This window comes from Photobacterium sp. GB-1, assembly GCF_003026165.1.
In the GTDB taxonomy this organism is placed as follows: Bacteria; Pseudomonadota; Gammaproteobacteria; order Enterobacterales; family Vibrionaceae; genus Photobacterium.
Genome location: NZ_PYOB01000001.1, coordinates 60,722 through 78,312 on the forward strand (window position 1 = coordinate 60,722; position 17,591 = coordinate 78,312).

General features: G+C 40.9%; 15 protein-coding genes. 4 read left to right on the plus strand and 11 right to left on the minus strand.

Features of this window, described 5'->3' with window-relative positions:
* Positions 1 to 67 precede the first annotated feature (67 nt).
* The 6 genes from torC to cmoM all read right to left on the minus strand — a co-directional run bounded on the left by torC (position 68) and on the right by cmoM (position 9,032).
* Positions 68 to 1,252, minus strand: a complete 1,185-nt coding sequence (gene torC, locus C9J45_RS00275; protein WP_107205765.1) for a pentaheme c-type cytochrome TorC — start codon at positions 1,250 to 1,252, stop codon at positions 68 to 70.
* Positions 1,253 to 1,290: 38 nt separating this feature from the next.
* On the minus strand, positions 1,291 to 1,461 hold the full coding sequence (locus tag C9J45_RS00280) for a periplasmic nitrate reductase, NapE protein (RefSeq protein ID WP_107205764.1): 171 nt from the start codon (positions 1,459 to 1,461) through the stop codon (positions 1,291 to 1,293).
* Positions 1,462 to 1,692: 231 nt separating this feature from the next.
* Positions 1,693 to 6,156, minus strand: a complete 4,464-nt coding sequence (gene mukB / locus C9J45_RS00285) for a chromosome partition protein MukB (RefSeq protein WP_107292012.1) — start codon at positions 6,154 to 6,156, stop codon at positions 1,693 to 1,695.
* Positions 6,156 to 6,899 (minus strand): chromosome partition protein MukE, encoded by a 744-nt coding sequence (gene mukE / locus C9J45_RS00290; RefSeq protein ID WP_005367158.1) that lies wholly within the window; start codon positions 6,897 to 6,899, stop codon positions 6,156 to 6,158. Before mukE ends, mukB begins: the two co-directional genes overlap by 1 nt.
* A complete protein-coding gene (gene mukF, locus C9J45_RS00295; protein ID WP_107245429.1) occupies positions 6,880 to 8,202 on the minus strand; it encodes a chromosome partition protein MukF in 1,323 nt (440 codons plus the stop codon). Before mukF ends, mukE begins: the two co-directional genes overlap by 20 nt.
* Complete coding sequence (cmoM, locus tag C9J45_RS00300; RefSeq protein WP_107205761.1) at positions 8,199 to 9,032, minus strand: tRNA uridine 5-oxyacetic acid(34) methyltransferase CmoM; 834 nt, start codon at positions 9,030 to 9,032, stop codon at positions 8,199 to 8,201. Before cmoM ends, mukF begins: the two co-directional genes overlap by 4 nt.
* A gap of 119 nt (positions 9,033 to 9,151) precedes the next feature.
* Here cmoM and elyC point away from each other — a divergent pair, with 119 nt between their 5' ends.
* The 4 genes from elyC to C9J45_RS00320 all read left to right on the plus strand — a co-directional run bounded on the left by elyC (position 9,152) and on the right by C9J45_RS00320 (position 12,809).
* Positions 9,152 to 9,979: an envelope biogenesis factor ElyC gene (gene elyC / locus C9J45_RS00305; protein ID WP_107292013.1), complete on the plus strand. Its 828-nt coding sequence runs from the start codon at positions 9,152 to 9,154 to the stop codon at positions 9,977 to 9,979.
* Positions 9,980 to 10,304: 325 nt separating this feature from the next.
* Complete coding sequence (locus C9J45_RS00310) at positions 10,305 to 11,693, plus strand: L-cystine transporter (protein WP_107292014.1); 1,389 nt, start codon at positions 10,305 to 10,307, stop codon at positions 11,691 to 11,693.
* Between the two features lie 349 nt (positions 11,694 to 12,042).
* Complete coding sequence (gene hpf / locus C9J45_RS00315; RefSeq protein ID WP_107205758.1) at positions 12,043 to 12,402, plus strand: ribosome hibernation-promoting factor, HPF/YfiA family; 360 nt, start codon at positions 12,043 to 12,045, stop codon at positions 12,400 to 12,402.
* A 170-nt stretch (positions 12,403 to 12,572) separates the two neighbouring features.
* The gene (locus tag C9J45_RS00320) at positions 12,573 to 12,809 is read left to right on the plus strand and encodes an RNA-binding protein (protein ID WP_107205757.1); all 237 of its coding nucleotides are present in this window, start codon (positions 12,573 to 12,575) and stop codon (positions 12,807 to 12,809) included.
* Between the two features lie 33 nt (positions 12,810 to 12,842).
* Here C9J45_RS00320 and C9J45_RS00325 read toward each other — a convergent pair whose 3' ends face one another.
* From C9J45_RS00325 to msbA, 5 genes are all read right to left on the minus strand, one after another.
* Positions 12,843 to 13,571 (minus strand): potassium channel family protein, encoded by a 729-nt coding sequence (locus tag C9J45_RS00325; RefSeq protein ID WP_107205756.1) that lies wholly within the window; start codon positions 13,569 to 13,571, stop codon positions 12,843 to 12,845.
* A 158-nt stretch (positions 13,572 to 13,729) separates the two neighbouring features.
* Positions 13,730 to 14,476 carry a 3-deoxy-manno-octulosonate cytidylyltransferase gene (gene kdsB / locus C9J45_RS00330; protein WP_107261675.1) on the minus strand — a complete coding sequence of 249 codons (747 nt, stop codon included), beginning with the start codon at positions 14,474 to 14,476 and terminating at the stop codon, positions 13,730 to 13,732.
* Positions 14,476 to 14,655 (minus strand): Trm112 family protein, encoded by a 180-nt coding sequence (locus tag C9J45_RS00335; protein WP_006645988.1) that lies wholly within the window; start codon positions 14,653 to 14,655, stop codon positions 14,476 to 14,478. The genes kdsB and C9J45_RS00335 overlap by 1 nt, the downstream gene beginning before the upstream one ends.
* Positions 14,636 to 15,670, minus strand: a complete 1,035-nt coding sequence (gene lpxK, locus C9J45_RS00340; protein WP_107261677.1) for a tetraacyldisaccharide 4'-kinase — start codon at positions 15,668 to 15,670, stop codon at positions 14,636 to 14,638. Before lpxK ends, C9J45_RS00335 begins: the two co-directional genes overlap by 20 nt.
* Positions 15,670 to 17,427 (minus strand): lipid A ABC transporter ATP-binding protein/permease MsbA, encoded by a 1,758-nt coding sequence (gene msbA, locus C9J45_RS00345; protein ID WP_107205753.1) that lies wholly within the window; start codon positions 17,425 to 17,427, stop codon positions 15,670 to 15,672. The genes lpxK and msbA overlap by 1 nt, the downstream gene beginning before the upstream one ends.
* Positions 17,428 to 17,591 lie beyond the last annotated feature (164 nt).

The following is a 17,591-nucleotide window of genomic DNA, read 5'->3' on the forward strand; positions in this document are numbered from 1 at the left end:
AATTCCTCACGATTAAAACGTAAAAAGGCTGCTGAACATAATGTATGTTTAGCAACCTTTAGTTTGATTAATGTTCAGCTTTAGAAAAGTCTGACGAATGGTTTTGTAAATATTTCAAAACAATAGCTTCGCTATCTGTATCAAAATTCACAAATGCAAGCATACCGTTAAACATGCCAGGCCAAGTATTTGCGTCAAAATGGTTTTCTGCTGGCTGGGTATGACATACGCTACAGTTGGTGTTGTAGGCCGATTTTGCGGCACTCCAAATAGTACTGACATCACTAACAAAGTTCTTTTTCTCAACCCATAATGTTGCGGTTACTTGTTGCCATTCTAGGCCTGTGACGTCATCTTCTTTTTTCTCGAAACCTTTTACAATATCCGCACTTTGCGCAGCATTTTTACTTAAGGCGGCTGTCGGTATATTCATTCCGAAATCTTGATTAATCACCCGACCAAAACCTTTTACTTTTCGCCAACCGTTCAGTTCAATTTGCAGCATGTCGTCTTTAATGGCCAACACTTTCACTGCCGATGCAGGCTCTAAAGAACCCCCGTCTTTGGTTTTGGCTTCATCTTCGTAAAGAGGCAAAAATTGCACGCTGTAGTAGGTATCACCGTCTGAGTAATCGGTACTATGTGATGCCGCAGTCAATTCAGAGACAATCCCACCAGACGAGGCCATATCCGCTGGTAAGTGATGGGCTATACCTTTGTGGCAGTCTATACAACTTTGATCTTTAACCGCAGCTTGTTTCATTTGTGCCTGCGCCCGAGGTGACATTTCATCCCATTTCATGCTGGCATAACTGTGGCAACTCTTACATTCTAGCGAACCGTTCGCTGCAAACCGTTTCCATTCGTGTTGGGCTAATTCCAGCCTTTTTGCCTCAAACTTTGCAGGTGTATCAATGGAGCCAACAATGGCGCCAAAGACTTCTTTACTCGCCTGCATTTTTCGAGCGATTTTATCCGACCAATTATGCGGAACATGGCAATCAGGACAGGTTGCCCTAACCCCTGAATTATTCGACCAATGAACGGTGCCTTTTAATTCAGGATATACGGTGTCTCTCATCGAATGACAACTGATACAAAATTTTTCTGTGTTGGTCATATCAAGGGCAGTATTAAATCCCCCCCAAAATATAACCCCCGCGATAAAACCACCTAATGCGAGTACGCCAAGGCTTATTTTTGTTGCTGGGCGCCACAGCGTTACCCAAGCTTTTTTTAAGGACGACTTCATTATTTACCTACCGTTTTTTATTCAATATTGACGTGTGCCTAACCATGACCCGGAGGCCCAAGGAAAAACACTTGCATCGCCCAAATAAAAAAACCATACCCGCCCACAAAAATGACAGATAAAATAGGAAACAGTAAAACAATGATAAAGAGAAATGTTCGCCATTCATAACGGCCTCTCTCTTTATCATCCATTTCTTCACTTAACATTATTGCTCTCTCACTTATTAGTAAGCCTTATTATTCTTAATAGGCTTTTCCAGTGCTTAAAGTGAATTATAGACAATGCTTTTACATTTAATTTTCAAGCTTGTTAAAAAGCCAATTCGATCACATTTTTTTCTTATCTTTTACAACCTTATTTTTTATCTAACCTTTTGTTTTAGATATAAAAAAAGGCCAGCACTTCTGCTGACCTTTTTTGCGATATTTAACGAAAAGTTAGTCTATCGTGTCGATATCTAAGACTGTTTGGATTGGTTTTTCATGTTTCGGTGTATTACCAAAGCCACGTAAACCTACCACGTGTACGTGTTCACGATCTTTGAAAATCTTACGTACTAGTTTGTAGGTTGTACCTTTTTCCGGACTGATATTTTCCGGTGCCGCAATCAGTAACTGCATGTCTAAGCGTTCACATAACTCAAACAATGTTGCGATTGATTTACCATCCAGTCGTGCCGCTTCATCCAAGAACAAGAGTCGACAAGGAATGATATCTTTACCACGTAAACGTCGCGATTCTTCTTCCCAGCTCTGAACAACCATTAACAGAATTGCCTGACCTGTACCAATCGCTTCACCCGTAGATAGCGCGCCTGATTCCGCTTGTAGCCAGCCGTCTGTACCACGGTTAACTTCAATGCTTAACTCTAGGTAATTACGGTAATCTAACAGCTCTTCACCCAAGATTTGCGGTGAACGTTGCCCCATATCGATATGTGGATTCAAACGTTGGAACAACTTCGCAATCGCTTCCGAGAATGATAAACGGTTATTACCGAATAGATCGCTATGCTGATCTTTATTCTCAACAAGTCCTGCAAGTAGCGATTCGTGCGTATCACGTACTTTAACGTTTAGACGCACACCATTTACCTGACCAAAGCCAATACTTTGCAAGCCTTGGTTTAGCATACGAATACGGTTTTGCTCACGCTGGATTGTTTTACGAATAATATTCGCAACGGAATCTGAACTGATCGCTAAACGTTGTTCACGCGCCGTTAGCTCTTCGGTTAAACGTCCCAGCTCTGCTTCCATTTCTTCGATAGCTTCTACTGGATCGTCAGTACGAATAATATCGTGACGAATACGCTCACGTAGATGCTGGTACACCGCGATGTAGAACAGAACTTTACGTTCAGGACGCGTCACATCTTCTGACGCGCGTAATGCATCACGTAAATCTTCGTTATCCGCAACCGCAAGACGCAGTGAACCGAGCGCTTTATCCGATAGTGAACGTAGTTCATCTGCCGACATATATGCCATTTCACGACGGTGTAAACGACGTTCAACATCGCTTTCACGTGCTAAACGTAATACCGCACACCAACCCGCTTTCGCGTTAACCACTAACTTACGGAAGTCTTGGTAATCTTTACCCACTTTACGTAAACGCTTCACTAACGACTTCATTTCAAGTTCGATAGAGGTGGTTGATTTTTCTAACTGGCTACGGCGACTACGTGAACTGTGTAAACGCTCATTGAGTTCATCACGACGAATACGCGCGCGTTCTTCAGCTTCAACATCTGCACGTACACCTAGCTCTTGCAGTTCACGTTCAAATTCTTGAACGGTTTCCATTTTCGCTTGGTGCGAGCTCTTCAGTGACGCCATTAACTGGTTGTACTGGTTTGCTTGTGCGCGCGCTTGTTTTAAGCTTTCACGGCTGCGACCACGGGCTTGTTCTGCGGTTGCAAGTTTCGCTTTAAGCTGCTCGTTTAACTCTGAGCTCTTGCTTAGTAGCTCTACCGCATCGGCATAGCTAAAGTAGTGACGACGTTCAGCTAAATCAGCGACCGCAAAGATCAGGGTTTTCAGCTCTTGTAGCTTCTTATCTGCCGCTTCGTAATCAGCTTGTAGCGCATCGAATTGCTCGGGATCAGCGTCCAGCGAAGACACTAATGTTTCAAGCTCGGCTAACGCTTTACCATGACGGTCAAGGTAGTTACGTGCTTCATCCATTTGTGAAAGTTGTTGTTCAACTTCTTCAAAACGTGCGCTTAGGGTGTCATCTTCAAGCAGTGTTACTACTGGGTTTAATTTACCCAATAATGCAAGACCTTCACGTGCTGCCGCTAACTGGCTACGCTGTTGTTGTTCTTGCGCTTGTGATTCAGATAGCTGACGTGCAATTTGGTTACGTTGATCACGTGCTTGCTTTAATTCTACTTCTGGATCTGGGTTAAATGCCACAGACATGTGGGTGGCTACAAAGCTATTGAAGCTTTGGTACAAACGCTGAAGTTTTTGCGAATCAAACGATGCTTTTGCGTGATCTTCTACTACTTGATCTTTCTCATCACGTAAGAACTCTAGACGTTGTTCACGTGCTGCACGACCAAATAGTGGCATTTCAGGGAAACGTGAGTAACGCAGTTGGCGATCGTTTAAATGAACACACACTGCATCTTCGAGTTCATCAACATCAAAGCCACTGTCATCAAATGAATCCGCGTCTCCTTCGATGATGTAAAGATCATCTGGACAATCATCTAGTGTGACTAATTTTTCTTTAATGCCGCTAAGATCAGGAACAATAATCGCGTGTCGAGCAGGGCCGTACATCGCACTGAAATATGGCGCATCATCAATAGTGATATCATCATAAACTTCAGATAACAGCGTACCGCCAAGGGTATCGGCTAGGCCACGTAAACGTGAGTCATCACTACCGCCAGGCTGTGCTAAACGCTCAATATCAGCGTCAAGTTGCTTCTTACGTGCGGCTAATTCATCACGTTGACGCGAAGCTTCACGCTCGTTATCCAACGTTAGCTGCATTGCATCCATCACCGCTTGGCTACTTGAAAGATCAGCATTGGCTTGCTCTGCTAATTTTTCAAGCGCATCAGAAGCTGCAATCCATGTTGGAGCTTGCGATTCTAATGCGGTAATACGAGAAACTAAACGTTGCTCGTCATGGCGCATGTCGTTGCGTTGCTCAACCAGCGTTGCTTGATCTTGCTCTAGGCTTTCAAGCGTTGCTTCATGGCGCGCTTGTTCTTCAACTAACGCTAATTCGCTATCTAATGTGGTGGCGAATTTCTTGGTATACGTTTCAGCTAATTCAACCGCTTGGCGTTGACTACGCACGCTACGCTCTAAATCACGGTATTGCGCTTTTAGCTGCTCACCACGATCTGAAATCGCACGTAATTGACGACCATGATCAATCAATTCACGGGCTTTGTTACTTGCGTTTGCGCGATCAACGGCACCGGCAATGGTGGTAATGATCGCTAAGCCTTTATCAAACTGTTGCGCCGCCGCTGACGACATATCCAGTTTATGTTTAAGGGCTAATAATGCTGTTGTTTGGGTATCTTGCTGTTGTTTAAGTTGCGCAAGATACGGTGGCGCTTGATCAGGTAGCATTTGATGATCGCCAGACAAATCACGTGCTTTTTCTAATGCCTGTACCGCTTGTTGGTACTGCAATGCACGGGTTTGCTGCATATCTAATGCTTGCTGGTAATCGGCTAACTGGGTTTTTAAGCTATCAACTTCTTCTTCCGTTAGCTGTGATTGTTCTTCGGCAATCGCAAGTTGCTCTGCCGCTTCTTCAACCACCATGACCTGCTCTTCAAGACGCTCTGTTAGCTCTTCAAGATCTTCTTTGTAACGCTCGATTTTCTCAGCTTGACGGACTGCGGTTTGTACTAGCTGTAGGTGATCTGATGCAGCTTGATGATCTTGCTCTAACGCGCCTTCTTGCTCGGTCAATTCATTCAGCTCTGCGGTCATGTTATTAAACGTAGACTGCTGATCGATTAAGGTTTGACGTGAGCCCATTAGCTCACCACGTAAGCTTAATGTTTGCTCTAGCTTCTTCTGACGCTCGTTAGCATGACGCATATAATCGGCAGCAACATAGTTCGTTGCTTCTGAGATCAAATGCTTAAACAAGTCACGGTCACGCTGAGTCAGTTTGATCGCTTCTAATGTCGAACGGTTTTCACGCAGTGCTGCTTCCATATCTTGGAAGGCTTTTTTAACACCGGTGTTGTGCGGTAATAGGTAATCACGTAATGAACGTGTGATCGCACTTGAAATACCACCGTATAGTGATGCTTCAATTAAGCGGTAGAACTTAGAACGATCTTGGCTGTTACGTAATTTCTTCGGTAACACGCCCATTTCAAACATTTGAACGTGGTAATCAGTTACCGAGTTAAATGCTTTAAATTGCACGCCTTCATATTGTGCAACAATGTCTTTAACATCATTAAGCTGGCGAACACGCGCTTGGTTTTCTGATAGTGTTTCAATTAACACATCAGTGGGTTTGATGTTTGAAGGCAAGCCTTGAATTAAGAAAGGCTTAATATCAACTTTCTTATCACGACCCGCGACTTGCTGTAATTTTACAGCAAAGATAATGCGTTGCTTTTTCGAGTTAACCACATCAAGCGCAGCATAACAGGCCCCCGGCTTCAGTTTACCGTGAAGACCTTTATCGCGTGAGGCATTTGAACTTCCCGCTTCCGTTGTATTTCGGAAATGAAGCAGGCTTTGATCAGGAATGAGTGTGGTAATGAAAGCAGCCATGGTTGTTGACTTACCCGCACCGTTACCACCTGAAAGCGTTGTCACCAAATTATCAATGTCAAAGGTACGAGCAAAGAAGCCGTTCCAGTTGACCATGGTGAGCGATTGATACTTACCGCGTTCCATTAAATACTACTCTCCTGTTCCACTTGTTGTGCATCTGCATTTTCAAGTGATTCTTGACTGTCTTGTTCGATATCGTCGAGCAAACTTGATTGGCTTGGTTCTTGATGATGCACAACGGCTTCACCGTCACGGATCAAGCGTAGCTGCGCTTCACGCATATCATCACCTGTTCGTACATCGGCACCAAAACGGAATACCGCTTCACTAATACGGAATTTACCGTGATCACCAATTGGAATTAACATCCCTATACGGCGTAAACGACGCAATGATGTTTTCACTTTATCGAACAGTTTTTCACGATCAAGATCGGAACCTGTTGCGCGGTTAGTCACTAATTTCATTAGCTTTTGTTCATCTGCTAATGTCACTAACTCATCAAACAACTCTTGGTTAGTAAAAATACCTTCGTGCGCTAAACGCTCTGGGCTTAGGTAAAGGAAACACAACACTTTACCCACCAGCATGTCGATTTCTGATAATACAGAACGACCAATCAATGAGGTTGAACGTGGACGAAGGTATAAAAAGCCTTCTGGCGCACGGACTAATTCTGCATTGTAACGCTTGTAAAACATGCCGAGTTCTTGTTCAAATTCGATCAAAAAGGCATGGTTATCTAAATCTTCACTAGAAATATGGCGACCTGAACGGAGCGCGTTATCCAGTGCGGGGAAAAGTGGATTAGCAATCGCTTTTGCTAAATTTTCCGGCATGAATTCTTCAATATTTGTCAATGACATGAGCTTGTACCTTGGCTCCGTATTCGTTAATTGCTTCCCAATCAGGCTGAATTGCATTGAAATCAGCCTCTGAGTATCCCATTCTTACTGCTTGATCAATCACGATTCTTGCCAAATCAAAATGCTGGGCAAATGGGTGTTGAGCCAAATAATCTTTGAGCAGTGAGCTTAGGTTGATGGGTGCGCCTGTCGATTTGTGCGCTTTTAGCATTGCTGCAACTTTTTCTGCCAATATATCATTAACTAAGTCGAGCTCTTCAAATTCCATCTCAGCGGGAACAATACCTGTTACTTCATCGTCACGAAGCACTAATGCTTCATCACGCATGTCTAATAAACGTTCAGCATCTGCATAGGTCAATAACCATGGCGCATCAAAATAATCAGTAACCGACTGGCGTAAACGCTGACTAAATGCACGGTTCTTGTCCATGTCTATCGCGGTACGAATAAACTTATGGACATGGCGATCGTAGCCAATCCATAAATCAATCGCTTGCTGACCCCAACTGATAATGCGATCCAGTTTTGCTTGAAGGATATACACCATCCCATCAACATAATCTAAATCATCACGACCTTGTGTGGATTCTTGAATCGTCAGTAACTGCGTTTGTAGCTGATCGCCTGCCGCTTGTAGTGTGTCTTGAAGCTCTTTTAACGTCGCAGACGTTTCATCAAGTAACTGCTCACAACTACTGATTGCCGCGCGCCAGTCTTGGTTTAGCAATTCAGCAATATCGACTTTGACTTGCTGCTGTTGCTCATCCATGGTGCGCTGGTTTAAATCGATGCGATCGAATATTTCAGCTACTGAGTATTTCAATACGGCATGAACATTTTGACGCCAGTGTTTTTCATCACCGTCTTCTTGTGCCGCCGTTGCTGCTTTATTGATTTCGTCTGCCACCATTGCTAACTGGATAGATAGCTTGAGTGTTGAAAACTCTCGTTGGCGAACGTAATAATCAGTAATGCCTAACGCTAATGGGCTTAAACGATAAATACTAGCGCCATCAGTTACTTCACTAGTAAAGCGTGAAATTAATCGCTGTCTTACCAATTCATTAATGGCGTTGTTGGCGCGAAATGCCAGGGTTTCTTTGGATTGGCCGAACATATCACTTACGATGCGAAATGCGTCAACCAGTTCTCCTTCCCCTAATTCTTCATCAAAGCGATCACCGCTTAAAACGGCAATGGCTAACAAGAACGCCAGCCGTTCCGTTGGTAGGTTTAAAGCAAAATCGTTTTGCTTTACCCAGTTAACCAACTCGGGAACCGTCTGGGTAACTTCACTCATCCCTTGTCCTTATTGCTGTTATTAGAGTTTGTCGTTGTTGTGTGCGTTTCTTTCGCAAAAGGCTTACGGGCATACACATGAATATAACGCCCCAACGACAAAAACGGCTCTTGACGGCAAAGCTTCTGCTCCATCTCAAGAACCTGTTCAAAACTGTAGTCACCTACACGGAAAGTTTGCATATAATCATGGAAGGTTCTCACCCCTGTTTTACCCATGATTTCAAACCCTGCATCGGTTAGGCACTGATAAACATCTTCTGGTTTTATCCCTTGCTGCGGCTGTAATTTAAAGCGCTTGCGATGTGGCATTCCTTGCTCAATATGAGTCAAGTTACCGCAAATTAAGTTTTTAAACAGTAGACCGTTATAGTTATAAAACATCACGGAAATGGCACCGCCTGGTTTCACATTGTCTAATAGACCAGTAAGTACCTCGATTGGTTCAGCTAACCATTCCATTACTGCATGAAATAAAATTAAATCGACAGGTTCAGATATGAACTCATCAATTTCCTGCACAGGACAATGCACAAAACGATATTGCTCAAGCAAACCGTTTTTAGCAATTTCTTGTTGAGCTAATGTCAACATTTCGCTAGAAAGATCACATAACGTTACTTGATGTCCAAGTGATGCAATTTTTTGTGACAATTGTCCAATACCTCCCCCTGCATCTAATACAGTAAGAGGTGATACACTGCTAAGCGAGGTAAGAATTTGTTCAATATCTTGCCATACGACAGTTTGTCGTATTTGCCCTTTTGCTGTGCCATATATGTTTTCAGCGAACTTTTGCGCTAAATCATCAAAATTTCGGTCTTTGATCACGGCTGCTTTACGTTATGATAGCGAATCTAAAAAGTGACTCATTTTCTCACAAGCAGTAAAGGAATAAAGGCTTGTGATGCTTTTTCAAGCTCAACTGCTGAAATTTCGGACTACATTTCATGTTTGAATTAAAAAAATTAATCGCAACACTCCTTATGCCCCTCCCAGCACTGCTGATCATTGGGGTTATTGGATTATTGTTTTTATGGTTTACGCGTAAGAAAAAACTCGCTTCGGGAATTATTGCATTCTCTTTTTTAGGTATTTTTGCCGTCTCTTTTCAGCCTGTTTCTACGAGTTTATTGCGACCATTAGAGCAACAATATCCCGCTTTTGTCGGTTCATCTAAACCTATCGATTTTGTTATGGTGCTTGGTAGTGGTCATGTGATCGATAAAACGTTTCCTATCACCTCAGAACTTTCACGTACTGCGTTAATGCGTTTAGTTGAAGGTATTCGTATTGCGCGAATGTATCCGGGATCTAAAATAATCCTTTCCGGTTACGGTGGTGGAACCAATATCAGTCAAGCTCGTATGATGGCTAAAGTCGCCCTAGCATTGGGAGTGAGTAAATCGGATATTCTGTTGTTGGAAACAGCGAAAGATACCTGGGAAGAAGCGCATCAAGCTGCTTCTGTTGTTGGTGATAAAAGCTTAGTACTTGTTACTTCAGCCAGCCATATGCCGCGAGCCTTGTATGAATTTCATCAAGCTGGACTGTATCCAATTCCAGCACCGACTAACTTTTTAGCGACGAACAAAATTAAACAACCTTGGATACGCTACGCGCCAAGCTCGCAGTTTTTAAACCAAACTGAACGTTATTGGCATGAAAAACTAGGCAGTTTATGGCAACAATTGCGTACATTTCTTGCTAACCATAAAGAGCCAAGCACGGATGTAAACAATCATAATAGTGCAGATGCATTAACCGTTGCAGGCTAAAACCATACAAAACGCCCTGATCGCCCAGTAAATCATTACTGGGCTTTTTTTTGCCAAGATCACTTACCTTTCTTTATTTTTCTGAGTCGTCCTCAACGTATTATCACAAACACATATAGCTAAAAGTTATATATACAAAACAATTAAGCTAAAAAACGTCATAAAAAATGTATCTGAAAAAAGCGTTAGCCACTATGATTCTTCTCCAATCAGAAACAATAATTGCTTAACATTTTAATTCCTAAATTTTACAAGCATCAGTTTATTTAACTGCAAATTATTGCTTTCTCGTTTTTATTATATTGATAATTTAAAGGTTAGCAGTATGTATCAAATTATAAATTTAGCCGTCTTTACGCTACTGATCGCCTTGTTGATTAAGCAGCAACGTACCGATAGCACCCTTTCAAAACGCGTTTTTACCGGATTAATTCTCGGTGTCTTATTTGGCGCTGCTCTACAATGGTTATATCACCCACAAACGCCTGTCGTTAGTGACACCCTCGAGTACATTAATACTGTTGGGGCGGGTTATATCAGCCTGTTAAAAATGATTGTTATGCCACTTATTATGGTTTCTATCATTGGCGCAATTATTAAGGTGAAAGATTCAAGTGCGCTGGGTAAAATATCATTTCTCACCATAGGTATTTTATTAGCAACAACAGCAATCTCTGCTTTAATCGGCATAATGATCACTCACCTATTTGGTTTAACCGCTGATGGTATTGTTGAAGGTGCGCGAGAAATTGCCCGAGGTGAAGCATTACAAACACGCTTGGGCAGTATTGCGAATGTGTCGTTTGCAGACATGATAGTTTCATTTTTCCCTTCTAACCCTTTCGCTGATTTAGCGGGTACGCGTCCTACTTCTACGATTGCCGTTGTAATATTCTCTGCATTTGTTGGTATGGCTGGCTTAACGGTTATTAAAACAAATCCAGAGTTAGGCGCTAGCTTTGAAAAGTTTGTTAATGTTGCCCAAGAAATTGTACGTACACTCGTACGCATGGTACTGAGCTTAACACCTTATGGTGTGATGGCATTAATGACGAAAGTGGTTGCTGGCTCTAACTACGACGATATTCTAAGTTTATTGAATTTTGTTATCGCATCTTATGTTGGGCTTGGGTTAATTCTGGTATTGCATTTAGTACTCGTTAGCTTTGTTGGGGTCAATCCTCTGCGCTTTTTGCAGAAGATATTACCGGTACTAACGTTTGCTTTTACCTCACGTTCAAGTGCTGGCACAATTCCGTTAAACATTGATACTCAAGTAAAATCGCTTGGCAATGGCGATGCGGTTGCTAACTTCTCTGCTTCCTTTGGCGCTACGATGGGACAAAATGGCTGTGCGGGGTTATATCCAGCTATGCTTGCCGTAATGATTGCGCCGACAGTGGGCATTAATCCATTAGATCCCAGCTTTATGATTTCCCTTATTGCCATTGTAACCGTCAGCTCTTTTGGTATTGCAGGTATTGGAGGTGGTGCGACATTTGCCGCTCTTATCGTTCTTTCAACATTAGGTATGCCCGTTGCACTTGCAGGCTTGTTAATTTCGATTGAGCCTTTAATTGATATGGGAAGAACTGCAGTAAATGTTAGTGGCTCAATGACGGCAGGAACTATTACTTCTCGTATTTTAGGCTTAAATAAAACGACTGAGATAGATAAAGAGAAACAACCAAACGTTATTGACACACACGCTTAAACATAATTTAGCTATGATTGCTCTTGTATTAACAAATAAAAATCTCACTTTTTTTTAGTTTTTCACTTTTCAATCAAAGATTACTTTTTTAGTAAAAAACATAAAAATTACATTTCATTAACACTATTTATTATTTAATTTTAATAAATAGTGTTTTTTTCATTCTTATTCGATAAATACTTTATTTTTCATTATTACCATCACTATAAATTGCTTATTAAGCAATCAAGACCTTCCTCTTTTTAACAAATCCTCTTATGGTAATTAATGTGACATAGATCACGTTAGATAATCATTTTTAGACTAGTCTTATTAAGCATAAACTCCAACACATTATGAGTAACTTATTATGAGCATTAAAATTACAGCACGCGGTTTTGAACTTCCAGACTACCTAGAACAACATATTAAAGAAGCATTCTTTAAGTTTGATAAATTCAAAATTACTTTCCAAAGCAAAGATGTATTTATGAAACTTGAGGAAGGCCGTAAGTTTACTGTTGAAATCGCAACTAAGTCTAACCTAGGTAAAATCGACGCTACTGGTGAAGCTAACGAGCTAATCGATGCATTCAACGAAGCCTTTGACCGTCTAGAGCGTCAAGTCATTAAGCACAAAGAAAAACCACAAGCTCACCTCAGTGAAAAAGCACAAAAAGAGAAAGAAAACTTAATTAAAGAAGAAGACGAAACGTTAGCTAAGTTATAAATCATCTTGCCACTAAAAGCGGTCACTGTTTTACATCATTTATTTCGGTGATCGCTTTTCAATATAGGTAATAGAAATATCTGTATTCCTCATTTCTTACTCCGCCATATACCTCTCTTCGATATTTTTCGTGTTAAAATAGTAAAACATACCAAATAAAAGATCTCTAAATGAAAATTCTAGTTCGTAACCTTTCTCGTAGCACCACTGAAATCCAAATTCGTAAAATTTTTGAAGAGTTTGGCAAAGTAGGAAACTGTAACCTTGTTTTAGATACAATTACAGGTAAGTCAAAAGGCTTTGCTTTTTTAGAAATGGACGATGAGCAACAAGCAGTCCGTGCGATGAAAGCTTTAAATGAAACGATGGTAGACAAAAGTCGTATCCGTGTAAAAACAGCACAGTAATAAGTCTATCTAACAGGGCAATACATTGCCCTGTTAATCAGCTTTACGCGGACTATTTTTATTATCCTTTACTCTGTAGCTACTATCTTTATAAGTGATATTAATAGCAAAATTGCTTAAAATTAAACCTATAAATATAAAGTTATACATTGCATGTAATATCACCAAGGCTTTCGCATCATGTCCGATTGGTGCCATGTGCCCATACCCTATTGTTGTCGCCGTAATAAAACTAAAATATATCGCATCAAAATTGGAGACTAGATTGCTCACTCCACCTGTCGCTTTATATAAAACAGCAAAACCTAAGCAGACTTCGATATAATTAATAACTAACATTAAAAATGAACGTTTTTTAGATATTGGCGGGCTATAGATATCTGAAAGAAAAATGATACTTAATAAATAAAGCAACGTTTCTAATAGTAAATAAGATATAAATAAAATAGAGAATGGTGATGATTCAAGATTAAAATTAAAGATCAGTATCGGTGTTATTAATTTAAGAATAACATAAACTTCTGAACATATTTTCCTTGCTAATAATCCAAACTTACCAGAGATATGTCGAATATACAGTCCAGGAAAAATATATGATGATAGAACGAGAAAAAGTTTGAATAATCTCTCGATGCCAAATGTATTTTCTTTTTCATCATTCCAGACTTGTTTTACATGATCATTTTGATTTTTTATCGCAGGTTTGACGTAGCGAAAATCAGTGCTCCATTGGCTTAAAAATAACTTCTTAATAAATGCCATGGATTGTATCCTCATCCGTTAAACCAAGTGACGTTATCACTGTAACACTTGTAACTTACGACTTTGTATTTAATAGATATAAAGCCTGATCTCTATTCCATAATCAAGACAAATAAAAAAGCCTAAACTCTGTTTAGGCTTTATCTGTTATTGCATTTTTAACCCACGAACTGACGAACTTTCTCCAGATCTTCTGGCGTATCTACACCCGCAGGTGGTGCATCAATTGCCACATCAACATGGATTTTTTCTCCGTGCCAAAGCACGCGCAATTGCTCTAGAGACTCTATTTGCTCAAGTGCACTTGGTGCCCAATTGATATAGGTTTTAATAAACCCTGCACGGTATGCATAAATACCAATATGACGAAGTAAATTATGATGCACAATTCGTGGCTGCTTGGCAAAATTATCACGATCCCAAGGTATGGCTGCACGGCTAAAATACAATGCATAACCATCTTTATCCGTAACAACTTTTACAGCATTTGGATTAAATACTTCATCATAGTGATCAATTTCTACCGCTAATGTCGCCATAGGTGCGTCTTTATGCGCAATATTATCAGCAACTTGGCGGATAATCGTGTCAGGAATAAGTGGCTCATCCCCTTGCACATTAACGACAATATGATCATCGGCTAATTGATATTTCTCAACTACTTCAGCTAAACGCTCGGTACCAGATTCGTGATCTGTGCGTGTTAAACACACCTCACCACCAAAACCTTTCACCACATCAACAATGCGTTGATCATCCGTTGCAACAATCACTTGATCGGCACCGGACTTTATCGCTTTCTCGTAAACCCACTGCACCATTGGCTTACCTGCAATATCTGCCAACGGTTTACCCGGTAAACGTGTAGATTGATAGCGCGCAGGAATAATAACGGTAAATGTCATTATTTAACCTCGTCAGAGCTTAACGTACGTGCTTCTGGCTCAAGTAAAACTGGAATGCCATCTTTAATAGGATAAGCTAAACGATCAAATTTACATACCAGCTCATTATTTTTTTTATCGTAACTCAACTTGCCTTTACATACAGGACAAGCAACGATTTCAAGCAGACGATGATCCATACGTTTCCTTTACCTCAATGATCTTATTAATAATGTCTGTTGCCTGAGGCTGAGCGATATCTGCATTAACGGGTAAATACCACCAGTTATCTTCAGCAAACGCATAGCACTTCACGGCATCTTTTTCAGTCATTACTAAATGCTGCCCTTGATGGGCTAACTCTAACAATGTTTGTTTTTCAAATGCTTGATGATCAGCAAAAGGCTGACATAAAACAGGGGTTACGCCTAATTGATTTAGGGTAGAAAAAAAGCGAGGAGGATGACCAATACCCGCAATAGCTACGATATCTTTTAAGTCACCTATCAAGCAACGCTCACCTGTTTTCACATTAATTAAATCGGTTGGGACTAATGTCATTGATGCTTCATTTGCTTGCGCTGAACCACCATTACAAATCAGAAAATCAACGCTATCTAAACGCTCACAGGTTTCTCGTAATGGCCCCAATGGCAATAAATGCTCGTTACCAAAACGACGTTGACCATCAATCACAACAATTTCAATATCACGATCCAATGCATAATGCTGAAGACCATCATCAGTGATGATCACATCTACATTGTGATCTAATAGCATCTTCACAGCTTCACTGCGTTTAGGTGCAACAGCTACGGGGGCGTTCGTTCTTCGTTGAATAAGTACGGGTTCATCACCTGCAATATCAGTGCTAGTTGTCGCTTCAACATAATAGGGATAATGCGGCGCTTTACCACCATAACCACGAGAAACCACACCCGGTTTTAAACCTTGCGCTTGTAGTTGTTCCACCAGCCACACGACAACAGGCGTTTTACCATTGCCACCCGCAGTAATATTGCCAACCACAACAACAGGTACAGGCGCGCTATACGCTTGTTTTTTACCAGCAGAATATTGTCGTCTTTTATGTTGGCTAATCACCCCAAATAAAAAACTTAAGGGTTTAAATACAGGCCAAAGCAGAATGTAAAGTAACAGCATCCCCCCTTTAGGCGGATGCTGAAACCACATTTTTTCAATAAGGGATGCCATTAGTCACCAAACTGAATTCGATGAAGTTGTGCATATGCACCATCATGGCTAATTAGCTCTGCGTGAGTACCGCGTTCAACAATTTCACCATCATCGACTACTAGGATTTGATCGGCATTTTCAATCGTAGATAAACGGTGAGCAATTACCAGTACCGTTCTGTCTTTTTGAAGTTCATCTAAGGCACTTTGAATTGCGCGCTCAGATTCAGTATCAAGTGCTGATGTTGCTTCATCAAGAATTAACACAGGCGCATCACGTAACAGCGCACGAGCAATCGCAAGACGTTGACGTTGACCGCCCGATAAACTGACACCGTTTTCGCCGATAATAGTATCTAAGCCTTTATCCATGCCTTTGATAAAGTCCATCGCATAAGCCAGTTCAGCTGCACGTTCAATATCTGCACGACTGTATGCACCTTCACTTGCATAAGCAATATTATTTGCAATAGTGTCGTTAAATAAGTGTACGTTTTGAGAAACAACCGCCACTTGGTTACGAAGATTGGAAAGTTTGTAATCTCGAATTTCAACCGAATCAATGTTTATTTCACCTGACTCAATGTCATAGAAACGCGTCAATAAGTTTGCAATGGTACTCTTACCAGAACCCGAACGACCGACTAGTGCTAATGTTTTACCTGCCGGTATGCTAAAGCTCACATTACGCAATGCTGGAGTGTCCTTTGTCGGATAAGTAAAGGTTACATTCTTAATCTCTACATCGCCCTTCACACGTTTAACTTCAACTTTACCATTGTCTTTTTCGGTTTCTAAATCCATTAATTCAAACAGGGTGTGACAAGCTGCCATACCACGTTGGAACTGAGAAGTAACACTTGTAAGCGCTTTTAATGGGCGCATCAAGCCGAACATCGAACCAAATATAACGGCAAACGTACCTGGTGTTAGTTCCGCTCGTAAAGATGGCGTATTTGCCAAAATTAATACAACGACAAGAGCAAAAGACGCTATAACCTGTATTACGGGGTTTGAAATAGCCTGAGCAGAAACAAGCTTCATGGTCTGGCGACGCATTTGATTGCTCACTTTATCAAAGCGCTCTTTTTCTACTTGCTGACCACCGTAACTTAATACGACTTTGTGACCTTTTAGCATTTGCTCAGCAGATGACGTCACAGACCCCATCGCATCCTGCATATTTCGTGAAATTTTACGAAAACGCTTTGATACAATACGAATACTGATTGCAACAACAGGGGCAATCACAATCAAAATTGCGGATAGTTGCCAACTATTCCAGAACATCAATACCATTAGACCAATAATAGATGCCCCTTCACGTACAATGCTCACTAATGCACTACTGGTAGCTGACGCAACTTGCTCTGAATCGTAAGTAATACGAGATAACAATGCCCCTGAAGATTCTTTATCGAAAAATGAAACAGGCATTTTCATGAAGTGTTGGAATAACTGACGACGTAAGTTCATTACAACATTGCCTGATACCCAAGATAAGCAGTAAGTTGCTACGAAGCCACTTGCACCACGCATTATCATTAAGCCAATTAAATAGATTGGCATCATCGCTAGGAAATTAGAATCAATTTTGTCTAATCCACCAAAGCTTTCATCAAGCAGTGGCTTGATCATTGAAACCAATAAGGTATCACCAATCGCATTGATGATAAGAGCGATCACTGCAACAGCAAGGCCTGCTTTATAAATGCTAATGTAGGGCCATAAACGCTTGTACGTTTCGCTTGATGATTTTTCTGTTAATTGAGTCATGAAAACCAATTTATTACTAATACAGTTTTTATATTCTACCCTTAACTTCCTTCTCTACCAAATTTGTATCTCATCCTTTTGAAAAATTTATCTTTAGCGCAAAAAAAAGCAGCAATAAGTGTTCTTTACCCAAGCGATGAACATCCTAAATTGAAAAAAGGACA

Bases quoted from the DNA above. Each gene is read 5' to 3' on its own strand.
- msbA (WP_107205753.1), bottom strand. From the start codon at position 17,427: ATGACTCAATTAACAGAAAAATCATCAAGCGAAACGTACAAGCGTTTA.
- hpf (WP_107205758.1), top strand. From the start codon at position 12,043: ATGAGCATTAAAATTACAGCACGCGGTTTTGAACTTCCAGACTACCTA.
- mukB (WP_107292012.1), bottom strand. From the start codon at position 6,156: ATGGAACGCGGTAAGTATCAATCGCTCACCATGGTCAACTGGAACGGC.
- C9J45_RS00320 (WP_107205757.1), top strand. From the start codon at position 12,573: ATGAAAATTCTAGTTCGTAACCTTTCTCGTAGCACCACTGAAATCCAA.
- kdsB (WP_107261675.1), bottom strand. From the start codon at position 14,476: ATGACATTTACCGTTATTATTCCTGCGCGCTATCAATCTACACGTTTA.
- C9J45_RS00280 (WP_107205764.1), bottom strand. From the start codon at position 1,461: ATGTTAAGTGAAGAAATGGATGATAAAGAGAGAGGCCGTTATGAATGG.
- torC (WP_107205765.1), bottom strand. From the start codon at position 1,252: ATGAAGTCGTCCTTAAAAAAAGCTTGGGTAACGCTGTGGCGCCCAGCA.
- lpxK (WP_107261677.1), bottom strand. From the start codon at position 15,670: ATGGCATCCCTTATTGAAAAAATGTGGTTTCAGCATCCGCCTAAAGGG.
- elyC (WP_107292013.1), top strand. From the start codon at position 9,152: ATGTTTGAATTAAAAAAATTAATCGCAACACTCCTTATGCCCCTCCCA.
- mukE (WP_005367158.1), bottom strand. From the start codon at position 6,899: ATGTCATTGACAAATATTGAAGAATTCATGCCGGAAAATTTAGCAAAA.
- C9J45_RS00325 (WP_107205756.1), bottom strand. From the start codon at position 13,571: ATGGCATTTATTAAGAAGTTATTTTTAAGCCAATGGAGCACTGATTTT.
- C9J45_RS00335 (WP_006645988.1), bottom strand. From the start codon at position 14,655: ATGGATCATCGTCTGCTTGAAATCGTTGCTTGTCCTGTATGTAAAGGC.
- mukF (WP_107245429.1), bottom strand. From the start codon at position 8,202: ATGAGTGAAGTTACCCAGACGGTTCCCGAGTTGGTTAACTGGGTAAAG.
- C9J45_RS00310 (WP_107292014.1), top strand. From the start codon at position 10,305: ATGTATCAAATTATAAATTTAGCCGTCTTTACGCTACTGATCGCCTTG.